The sequence below is a fragment of the Photorhabdus machadonis genome (genome assembly GCF_052657765.1).
Map to the genome: position 1 here is coordinate 1,974,198 of NZ_CP199761.1, position 12,258 is coordinate 1,986,455.

General features: G+C 55.4%; 1 protein-coding gene (cut by a window edge). It reads left to right on the plus strand.

All coding sequences use genetic code 11. From position 1 onward, the window contains the following. A protein-coding gene (locus ACUN2T_RS09705; RefSeq protein WP_445497288.1) for a non-ribosomal peptide synthase/polyketide synthase crosses the window boundary here: on the plus strand, nucleotides 1-12,258 show its beginning. 24,162 nt of this gene lie beyond the right edge of the window; only the first 12,258 of its 36,420 coding nucleotides appear in the window; its start codon is at nucleotides 1-3; the stop codon falls past the right edge of the window.

Consider the following 12,258-nt stretch of genomic DNA (forward strand, 5'->3'; position numbering starts at 1 on the left):
ATGAAAGATAACATTGCTACAGTGGGAAATGTTCTTAAAGCCGAAGCTCTCTCTCAGATGTCATGTGAAAATATAACTCATAATACAAACGATACATCGATTCCATCAAAAACATGCGTCGTGGTAGGCGGGACAACCCTTGCAGTGTTCTGCGCCGGGCAAATTCAGGCGGCTGGTCATACCATACAAGCAGTGCTACCTACTGATACCATTCTGCAAACATGGGCTGCTCAACAAGGGATTGCTTGTGTGAACTCAGTTGATGCATTACAAGAACAAATCACGTTACACCCTGTCGATTGGCTTTTCTCCGTTGTTAACCCCATGATCTTGCCGGTGTCGCTGATTAAGCAGATTCGCGGCGGGGCTTTTAATTATCATGATAGTCCGCTGCCACGTTATGCGGGCAGGCATGCCACTTCATGGGCGTTGTTAGCCCAAGAAACACATTACGCTATTTCCTGGCACTGTATTGAAGGTGGTGTGGATACCGGCGATATTGCGGTGCAATGGCCGGTATCGATTGAGGAACACGATAATGCTTTCTCGTTGAATTTGAAGTGTTATCAAGCTGCCCAGAAAGGATTTATTGAACTGCTGAAAAATCTGGGTCACGGCGCATTGGTGACTCACCCACAGGATCTTTCGCAACGGAGTTTTTATGCGCTATCGCATCGCCCTGATTTTGGTGGCTATTTGTGTTGGGAACAGCCGGGAGAGGCCCTGTCGGCTTTAGTGCGGGCATTAGATTTTGGCGAGAATTACCCAAATCCATTAGGTTGCCCGAAACTGTTACTGAGACAGGGCCCGGTACAGATTTCCTGGCTTCAGAGGTTGAAACAGTGTTCTGAGGGGGTACCCGGTACATTGATTAGAGTGGAAGAGGACGCCTGGCAGGTGACAACCGGCAGTGAGGATGTGCGGATTGGGGGATTCGCTACCCTTGAAGGTCACTTACTGTCTGCCAGAGAGCTTGCTGATATATCGGCACTCAGGTCAGGTAAACAGCTTCCTCTGCTTTCTTCACAGCAGGCCCAGAATGTAAAAAATACCCTTCAGGCACTGGCACCTAGTGAATCATTTTGGTGTGAGCGTCTTGCCGCTTTGCAACCGCTCCAGTTACCTTTTGAAATGATGGGTAAACAGGCGGAACCCCGATGGGTCATGGATTCTTGGCAGCCTCCACTGCCAAAAAACAATGAAGAAGATCCATTACAGTCATTGTTGCAGATATTTTTTATCTATCTTGCGCGTCTGACTCAGCAGGCTCAATTCCAAATCGGCTGGTGTGTGGATGAGGTAAAAGATAAGTCGGCAGATTTGGCGTCGATGGTACCTATGATCATTGAAGTGGCGTTTGATAAGCCCTGGCGTGCGGTAGCTGACTGGGTTGATGATGAACTTGCCCGATTGGCACAGCACCGTACATTCAGCCGTGATCTTCCCTCTCGCTCTCCTTTACTACGGGCTATCCCGGCATTAAGAACAAGCCGACCGTGGCAGATCGCCGTCACTGCGATACAGGATGACAGACCGTGTGCTCAAGAAGTACTTGGTGAATTGCTGACGCTCCAGATGAATGCGCAGGGCGGTTTCCGCTGGATCTATGATGAAAATCGCCTGAGCCCGGAAGTGGTTCAGCGGATGAGTGAGCATTTAAAGGTGCTGGCATTGTCGAAAAGGCGTGGTGATGAAATCCCTGTCTGGCAGCTTAATTTGTTGCCGGAGGCTGAGCGTACGCTGTTACTGGAAACTTGGAACGCCACCGAAACTGTGTATCCTGATACGTTGTGTATTCATCAGTTGTTTGAACAACAGGTGGCGAAAACCCCAGAAGCGACGGCACTGATAGCGGGAGAGAAGACCTTCAGTTACACGGAACTGAATACGCGTGCTAACCGGTTGGCTCGTCAGCTGATCGAACAAGGGGTTGATCCCGGTGATCATGTTGCGCTCTTGTTAGAGCGATCGATGGGGTTGGTGGTGGCCCAATTGGCTATTCTCAAAGCCGGCGCTGTTTACGTGCCGATTGATCCCAATGTGCCGGATGAACGGAAAAACTGGCTGATAAGCGATTGTTCAGCCAGGTTATTGCTCACTGATACACGGGATGATATTCCGGCTAACCTGGCTGTTCCGCTGTTGCGTCTCTCTGATGAGACAGACACGGATAGAGAGGAAGATCGCCTCAACCCCGACTTACCGTGTGCTAGCGCTGAGTTAGCGTATATCATGTATACCTCCGGCTCTACCGGTACACCTAAAGGGGTCCTGGTGCCTCATCGTGCGGTGGTCCGGCTGGTCATCAACAATGGTTATGCTGAAATTGGACCGGATGACCGAGTGGCCTTTGCCGCTAATCCGGCTTTCGATGCCAGCACGTTTGAAGTCTGGGCGCCATTGCTCAATGGTGGCGCGTTAGTAGTTGTCGAGCACGTCACTTTGCTGACACCGCAAACTTTTGTACAGGCTTTACAGGTTCAGCGAATGACGGTGCTGTGGCTGAGTGTTGGGTTGTTTAACCAGCTGGCGGCGGAGTTGTCCCCAGTTCTTCCGCAGATAAAGCTCCTGATTGTCGGGGGAGATGCCCTTGATCCCCGTGTCATTGGGCAGGTATTGAGCACGAGTCCGCCACAACAGCTATTAAATGGCTATGGGCCGAGTGAAGGTACTACCTTTACGACGACATACCGAATCAATGCATTGGCGCAGGGAGCGGCCCGTATCCCTATTGGCCGACCAGTAGCCAACACGCGGGTTTATCTGTTGGATGCCTATGGTCAGCCCGTGCCGTTGGGGGGGATTGGTGAGATTTATGTCGGGGGGGATGGCGTTGCCCAGGGTTATTTCAATCGCCCTGAGTTAACCGCCGAACGTTTCCTGGTTGATCCATTCAGTGATAACCCGAATGCGCGTATGTACCGGACCGGGGATTTGGCGCGTTATCTGCCGGACGGTAATCTGGAGTTTCTGGGCCGTAATGATCAGCAAGTTAAAATCCGCGGTTTCCGCATTGAACCGGAGGAAATTGAGGTGCGTCTGGCAGAGCATCCGGTGGTGCATGAAGCTGCTGTGCTGGCTCGGGGGGAAGGGGAGGATAAACGGCTGGTGGCCTATGTGGTGGCACCGGCGGATGACGGGCTGGTGAACAGCCTGCGTGCCCACCTGAGTGCCATTTTACCTGACTATATGGTGCCGTCCGCCTTTGTGCGTCTGGATGCATTTCCGCTGACGCCGAACGGTAAATTGGATCGCCGGGCATTGCCGGCCCCGGACAATGAAGCCTTTGCTTATCAAGTTTACGAAGCGCCTCAAGGCGAAACGGAAATTGCCCTGGCGGCGATTTGGTGTGAATTACTGGGGATTGAACAGGTTAGCCGGCATGACAGTTTCTTTGCCCTAGGGGGGCATTCGCTGCTCGCGATACGGATGGTTGAACGCCTGCGTCACCTGGGATTGACACTGACGGCGCGTGATCTGTTCCAGTTTCCGGTACTGTTTGAACTGGCCCGGTCACTGGGACAGCATCAGGCGGTGACTGTGCCGCCTAACGTCATCACCCCGGCAGACACGACCCTGACGCCGGCGATGTTGCCACTGATTGATCTGACTCAGACTGAGATTGACCGTATCGTTGAACAGGTGCCGGGCGGGATCGCCAATATTCAGGATATCTATGCCCTGTCGCCGTTGCAGGACGGTATTTTATTCCACCACTTACTGGCAAACGAAGGGGATCCGTATCTGTTGACGGGTTTGATGGCCTTTGCTGACCGGTCTCTGTTAGATCGTTATCTGGCCGCAGTTCAACGGACGGTTGATCGGCACGATATTTTACGCACGGCTTTTATCTGGCAAGGATTGTCAGTACCGGCGCAGGTGGTCTGGCGTCAGGCCCAATTGTCGGTGACGGAGTTGACACTGAACCCGGTTGACGGTCCGGTGAGTGACCAGTTAACCCGGCGTTTTGATCCGCGTCATCATCGTCTCGACTTGGAGGAAGCGCCGTTATTGCGCTTTGTGGTGGCGCAGGAGACCGATGGCCGCTGGATTGCCCTGCAATTGCTGCATCACCTGATTGGCGATCATGAAACGATGGAAGTGATGCACCGCGAAGTCCAGGCACACCTTAGGGATCAGACGGATAGCCTGCCTGCGCCGGTTCCTTTCCGTAATTTGGTGGCGCAGGCCCGGTTGGGCGTAAGTCAGGAAGCGCATACCCGTTTCTTTACCGACATGCTGGCGGCGGTAGATGAACCAACGCTGCCATTCGGGCTGGCAGAAGTGCACCGCGACGGCTCACAGGTGACGGAATTTCACCGGATGCTGGCACCTGAGCTGAATGATCGTCTGCGCAGTCAGGCCCGGCGTTTGGGGGTCAGTCTGGCGGCCCTGTGTCATCTGGCCTGGGCGCAGGTGTTGTCGCGTACCAGCGGGCAGGAGAAAGTGGTGTTCGGCACGGTATTGTTTGGGCGTATGCAGGCAGGGGACAGCGCCGACAATGGGATGGGGCTGTTTATTAATACTTTGCCGTTGCAACTGGATATCGACGAGACGCCGGTACGGGACAGCGTACAGGCCGCCCATACCCGACTGGCCGGATTATTAGCGCATGAACATGCGTCACTGGCACTGGCCCAGCGGTGCAGTGGTGTACAGGGTGAGCTCCCACTCTTTAATAGCCTGTTGAATTATCGGCACAATACCTTGCCGGTAACGTCTGATGAACTTATCAGCGGTATTGAATTTCTGGGCGCACAGGAGCGGACCAACTATCCGTTTGTGCTGTCGGTGGAGGATTTTGGTGGATCCCTGGGGCTGACGGCTCAGGTAGTGCAACCGTTTGATCCGAAAAGCCTGTGCGGTTATATGCAGCAGGTACTGGAAAGTCTGGTGGAGGCGCTTGAGCAAACCCCGGATATGCCTGTTCGGGCATTGGAAATCTTGCCGGAAGCGGAACGTACGTTGCTGTTAAAAACCTGGAACGCCACGGAAACTGTATATCCTGATGCGTTGTGTATTCATCAATTGTTTGAACAGCAGGTGGCGAAAACCCCAGAAGCAACGGCACTGGTAGCGGGAGAGAAGACGCTGAGCTATAGGGAACTGAATGCCCGTGCTAACCAGTTGACTCATCAGCTGATCGAACAAGGGATTTGTCTTGGTGATCATGTTGCGCTCCTGTTAGAGCGATCGGTGGAACTGGTGGTGGCCCAATTAGCTATTCTTAAAGCGGGTGCCGTTTACGTGCCGATTGACCCCAGTATGCCGGATGAGCGGAAAAATTGGCTAATGAGGGATTCTTCAGCCAAATTGCTGCTCACCGATACCCGGGTGGATATTCCGGCTAACCTGACTGTTCCCCTGTGGCGTCTTTCTGATGAGACAGATACGAGTAGCGAGAAAGATCGTTTAAACCCTGATTTACCGTGTTCCAGTGCCGGATTGGCATATATTATGTATACCTCCGGCTCGACGGGTATGCCCAAAGGCGTGGTGGTGCCCCATCGTGCGGTGGTCCGGCTGGTCATCAATAATGGCTATGCCGAAATTGGACCGGGTGATCGGGTGGCCTTTGCCGCTAACCCGGCTTTCGATGCCAGCACGTTTGAAGTCTGGGCTCCGTTGCTCAATGGTGGCGCGTTAGTGGTGGTCGATCGTGTCACTTTGTTGACACCGCTGGAGTTTGTACAAGTTCTACAGGTGCAGCGAATGACCGTGCTGTGGCTGAGTGTTGGATTGTTTAACCAATTGGCGGCGGAGCTGTCTCCGGTTCTTCCGCAAATAAAGCTCCTGATTGTCGGGGGCGATGCCCTTGATCCCCATGTTATCGGGCAGGTATTGAGCACGAGTCCGCCACAACAGTTATTGAATGGCTATGGGCCGAGTGAAGGCACTACCTTTACGACGACATACCGTATCACGGCATTAGCACAGGGAGCGATCCGCATCCCTATTGGCCGACCGGTAGCCAACACGCGGGTTTATCTGTTGGATGCGTATGGTCAGCCGGTGCCGTTGGGGGTGGCCGGGGAGATTTATGTCGGGGGCGATGGGGTTGCTTGTGGTTATCTTAATCACCCTGAATTGACGGCTGAACGTTTTCTGGTTGATCCGTTCAGTGATAACCCGGATGCCCGCATGTACCGCACCGGGGACTTGGCGCGTTATCTGCCGGACGGCAATCTGGAGTTTCTGGGCCGCAACGATCAGCAGGTGAAAATCCGTGGTTTCCGGATTGAACCGGGGGAAATTGAGGCTCGGTTGGCCGAACATCCGGCGGTGCGTGAGGTTGCTGTGTTGGTATGGGGGGAAGGGGAGGATAAACGGCTGGTGGCCTATGTAGTGGCACCAGCGGATGAGGGGCTGATGAACAGCCTGCGTGCCTACCTGAGTACCGTTTTGCCTGATTATATGGTGCCGTCGGCCTTTGTGCGTCTGGCGGCGTTTCCATTGACGCCGAACGGTAAACTGGATCGTCGTGCGCTACCGGCACCGGATGGTGAAGCCGTTGCCCGTCAGGTTTACGCGCCACCGCAAGGCGAAACAGAAATCGCCCTGTCGGTTATTTGGCGTGAATTACTGGGGGTTGAACAGGTCAGCCGGTATGACAGCTTCTTTGCCCTGGGCGGCCATTCATTACTCGCTATACGGATGATTGAACGCCTGCGTCACCGGGGATTGACCCTGACGGCGCGTGATTTGTTCCAGTCGCCGGTGTTGTTTGAACTGGCCCAGTCACTGGGACAGCATCAGGCGGTGACCGTGCTGCCTAACGTCATCACCCCGGCAACCACGGCGCTGACGCCGGCGATGTTGCCGCTGATTGATTTGACTCAGCCTGATATTGACCACATTGTCGCGCAGGTACCGGGCGGGATGGCCAATATTCAGGATATTTATGCGTTGTCGCCGTTGCAGGATGGCATTTTATTTCATCATCTGTTGGCAAATGAAGGTGATCCGTATCTGTTGATGGGGCAGATGGCCTTTGCTGACCGGTCTCTGTTAGATCGTTATCTGACCGCAGTTCAACGAGTGGTTGATCGGCACGATATCTTACGTACGGCTTTTATCTGGCAAGGATTGTCAGTGCCGGCGCAGGTAGTCTGGCGTCAGGCCCAATTGTCGGTGACTGAACTGACATTAAACCCAGTTGACGGTTCAATCAGTGAACAGTTAACCCGACGTTTTGATCCGCGTCATCATCGTCTCGACTTGGGGGAAGCGCCGTTATTGCGCTTTGTGGTGGCGCAGGAAACCGATGGCCGCTGGATTGTCCTGCAATTGCTGCATCACCTGATTGGCGACCATGAAACGTTGGAAGTGATGCACCGCGAAGTCCAGGTGTATCTGACGGGGCAGGAGGATAGCCTGTCTGCCCCGACACCGTTCCGCAATCTGGTGGCGCAGGTCCGGCTGGGGGAGAGTCAGGAAGCGCATACCCGTTTCTTTACTGAGATGCTGGCGGCGGTGGCTGAACCCACGCTGCCGTTCGGATTGACGGAGGTGCATCGTGATGGATCTCAGATGACGGAATCTCACCGGATGCTGGTACCTGAGCTGAATGACCGTTTGCGTCATCAGGCCCGACATTTGGGCGTCAGTCTGGCGGCTTTATGTCATCTGGCCTGGGCTCAGGTGTTGTCGCGTACCAGTGGTCAGAAGAATGTCGTGTTTGGCACCGTGCTGTTTGGGCGCATGGCGGCGGGAGAAGGGGCTGACAGTGGCATGGGGCTGTTTATCAATACCCTGCCGCTGCGTCTGGATATCGATGAGACGCCGGTACGGAACAGTGTACAGGCCGCGCATGCCCGGCTGGCCGGATTATTAGAACATGAGCATGCGTCACTGGCGCTGGCCCAGCGGTGCAGCGGTGTGCCGGGTGAACTCCCTCTCTTTAATAGCCTGTTGAATTATCGGCACAATACCTTGCCGGTAATGTCAGATAAACTTATCAATGGTATTGAATTTCTGGGCGCACAGGAGCGGACCAACTATCCGTTAATGCTGTCAGTGGAGGATTTTGGGGAAGCCCTGGGGCTGACGGCTCAGGTCGTGCAACCGTTTGATCCGGAAAGCCTGTGCGGTTATATGCAGCAGGCGCTGGAAAGTCTGGTGGCGGCCCTGGAGCAAGCCCCGGAAACGCCTGTTCGGGCATTGGAAATTCTGCCGGAAGCGGAACGTACGGTGCTGCTAAAAACCTGGAACGCGACGGAAGCTGCCTATCCTGAGCAATTGTGTATTCACCAGTTGTTTGAACAGCAGGTGGCGAAAACGCCTGACGCGTCAGCGTTAGTGTATCAAGAGCAAACTCTCAGTTATGCCGAATTAAATGCCCGTGCCAACCGGCTGGCCCATCAGCTGATGGCACGGGGTGTCGGGCCGGACCAGCGGGTGGCGATTTGCGTGGCCCGTTCCCCGGCAATGGTGGTGGCATTGCTGGCCGTCCTGAAAGCCGGTGGCGCGTATGTGCCGCTGGACCCGGCTTATCCGGGCGAACGTCTGACCCATATCCTGCATGATGCTGCGCCGTCCGTCATACTGGCGGATGAGGCCGGGTGTGGGGTGCTGGGCGAGTCAGCGCTGGCCGGGCTGACGGTACTGGACCCCAATATCTTGCCTGACCAGACGGACAGCAACCCGCAGAGAGCGGGGCTGACTGACCGTCATCTAGCCTATGTGATTTATACTTCCGGCTCCACAGGCGTGCCAAAAGGGGTGATGATTGAGCACCGGAATACCGTGAACTTCCTGCACTGGGCCCAGCAGGCTTTTGGTGCGGAAGAGGTCCGGGAGACACTTTTCTCGACGTCAATGAATTTCGACCTGTCCATTTTTGAATTCTTTATGCCGTTGTCTTGTGGTGCGGTGATTCATCTGGTCGATGATGTCCTGTCATTGATGCGGCATGCCCTGCCGGTGACCCTGATTAACTCAGTCCCGTCGGCGATGAAACCGTTATTGCAGGCTCAGGCGCTGATGGCGTCGGTTCATACCGTCAATCTGGCGGGTGAACCGCTTAAACGTGCCTTGATTGAACAGATTTTTGCAGAAACGCCGGTACAGCGGTTATGTAACCTCTATGGACCTTCCGAAACGACAACGTATTCTGCCTGGTTGTCGATACAGCGGGGTGACAGGATTATTGAAAGTATCGGGCGTCCGATAGCTAACACCGGCCTTTATTTGCTGGACGTTTATGGTCAGCCGGTGCCGCCGGGCGTGGTCGGTGAAATTTATATCGGCGGGGCGGGTGTGGCGCGGGGTTACTTCAATCGTCCTGACCTGACGGCGGAACGTTTCCTTCTCGATCCGTTCAGTGATAACCCGGAAGCGCGGATGTACCGGACCGGGGATTTGGCGCGTTATCTGCCGGACGGCAATCTGGCGTTTCTGGGCCGTAACGACCAGCAGGTGAAAATCCGCGGTTTCCGGATTGAACCGGGGGAAATTGAAGCCCGGTTGCTGGAACACCCGGCCGTGAGTGAAGCGGTGGTATTGGCACAGGGTGACGGGCCGGAGAAACGGCTGGTGGCTTATGTGGTAGCGCCGGCGGATGAGGGATTGATTCATAGCCTGCGTGACTATCTGAGTGTTCAGCTGCCTGACTACATGGTGCCGTCCGCCTTTGTGCGGCTGGCGGCGTTGCCGTTGACGCCGAACGGGAAACTGGATCGCCGGGCATTGCCGGCCCCGGACCATGAAGCTTATGCCCACCGGGTTTATGCCGCGCCGCAGGGCGAAATCGAAATCGTCCTGGCCGCGATTTGGCGTGAAATTCTGGGGATTGAGCACATCAGCCGATATGACAATTTCTTTGCGTTGGGGGGGCATTCGTTACTGGCGGTACGGGTGATGAACCGGGTTGCGGCTTTCGGTGTTGAACTGTCGCTGGCGACCCTGTTTAAATTCCCCACTTTGCTGGCGTTGGCTGAGGTCATGCAGGGCGGGTCTGGTCAGGCGGACACGGTCCTGCCGGCTATCCTGCCGATATCCCGTGAGGGGGCATTACCGTTGTCATTTGCTCAACAGCGCCTGTGGTTCCTGGCACAGCTTGAGGGGGTCAGTGAGACTTACCATATTCCGATGGCCCTGCACATGTGTGGTCAGCTGGATATCGTGGCCTGGCAGCAGGCGCTGGATAGCGTGTTTGCCCGTCATGAAGCAATACGTTCCGTTTTCGTTTCGGTTGACGGTCAGCCACAAGTGCAACTGTTGGCACCGGATAGCGGTCTGCGGTTATCCCAACATGATCTGCGCGGGCTCCCGGAGGCGGACCGTGTGCTTGAACGCCTGTGTGCGGAAGAAGCGCGTGCTTCATTTGATCTTGAACGTGGTCCGCTTATCCGCGCTTCGCTTATCCGGCTTGCCGATGATGAATACCGGTTCCTGCTTACCCAGCATCACATTATTTCCGATGGCTGGTCTGTCGATGTGCTGATACGCGAACTGAGCGCACTCTATACGGCGTTTCTGACCGGGCAACCGGCACGGTTACCGCCGTTGACAATTCAATACCCGGATTACGCCGCCTGGCAGCGTCAGTGGCTGTCAGCTGAACGGACCGGGGAGCAATCCGACTATTGGCGTGCCATGCTGGCCGATGCCCCGGTGCTGCTGGATTTACCCACTGACCGGCCGCGTCCGTCTGAGCAGTCATTTATCGGGCATACTGTGCCGGTTAATCTGGATACGGCGTTAACGACTGCGCTTAAACGCCTGAGTGAGCAGCACGGTGTGACGTTATTTATGACGCTGCTGTCAGCCTGGGCCGTGGTCCTGTCGCGCCTGTCCGGTCAGGAAGCGGTGGTGATTGGGACACCGAGTGCAGGTCGCAGTCGTCAGGAAGTGGAGCCGCTGATCGGGTTCTTTGTGAATACACTGGCGTTGCGGATTGATATCCCGGGTGAACTGACGGTGACGGAATTACTGGCGCGGGTCCGGCAAACCGCCTTAGCGGCGCAGGCGCATCAGGATTTACCGTTTGAGCAGGTGGTGGAAATTGTGCAGCCGCCGCGTCGGCTGGCGCATACGCCGTTGTTCCAGGTGATGTTTTCCTGGCAGAGCACGGAGGGTACGGAGTGGCAATTACCGGGGCTGGCGGTGACACCGGTCAATCAACCGTTTGATGTTGTTAAGTTTGATCTTGAACTGAGCTTGTCAGAAGAGGCGGGCAGGATTGTCGGTGCGTTGAATTATGCCTCGGCACTGTTTGATCCCCCGACAATGACGAGACAGGTGGGCTATCTGCACGCGGTGCTGCAAGCGATGGTTGCACATGCTCAACAGCCGGTTGGGGCGATTGATATCCTGGCCCCGGCGGAGCGCAGGTTGTTGCTAAAAACCTGGAACGCGACGGAAGCTGCCTATCCTGAGCAATTGTGTATTCACCAGTTGTTTGAACAGCAGGTGGCGAAAACGCCTGACGCGCCAGCGTTAGTGTATCAAGAGCAAATTCTCAGTTATGCCGAATTAAATGCCCGTGCCAACCGGCTGGCCCATCAGCTGATGGCATGGGGTGTCGGGCCGGACCAGCGGGTGGCGATTTGCGTGGCCCGTTCCCCGGCAATGGTGGTGGCATTGCTGGCCGTCCTGAAAGCCGGTGGCGCGTATGTGCCGCTGGACCCGGCTTATCCGGGCGAACGTCTGACCCATATCCTGCATGATGCTGCGCCGTCCGTCATACTGGCGGATGAGGCCGGGTGTGGGGTGCTGGGCGAGTCAGCGCTGGCCGGGCTGACGGTACTGGACCCCAATATCTTGCCTGACCAGACGGACAGCAACCCGCAGAGAGCGGGGCTGACTGACCGTCATCTAGCCTATGTGATTTATACTTCCGGCTCCACAGGCGTGCCAAAAGGGGTGATGATTGAGCACCGGAATACCGTGAACTTCCTGCACTGGGCCCAGCAGGCTTTTGGCGCGGAAGAGGTCCGGGAGACACTTTTCTCGACGTCAATGAATTTCGACCTGTCCATTTTTGAATTCTTTATGCCGTTGTCTTGTGGTGCGGTGATTCATCTGGTCGATGATGTCCTGTCATTGATGCGGCATGCCCTGCCGGTGACCCTGATTAACTCAGTCCCGTCGGCGATGAAACCGTTATTGCAGGCTCAGGCGCTGATGGCGTCGGTTCATACCGTCAATCTGGCGGGTGAACCGCTTAAACGTGCCTTGATTGAACAGATTTTTGCAGAAACGCCGGTACAGCGGTTATGTAACCTCTATGGGCCTTCCGAAACGACAACGTATTCT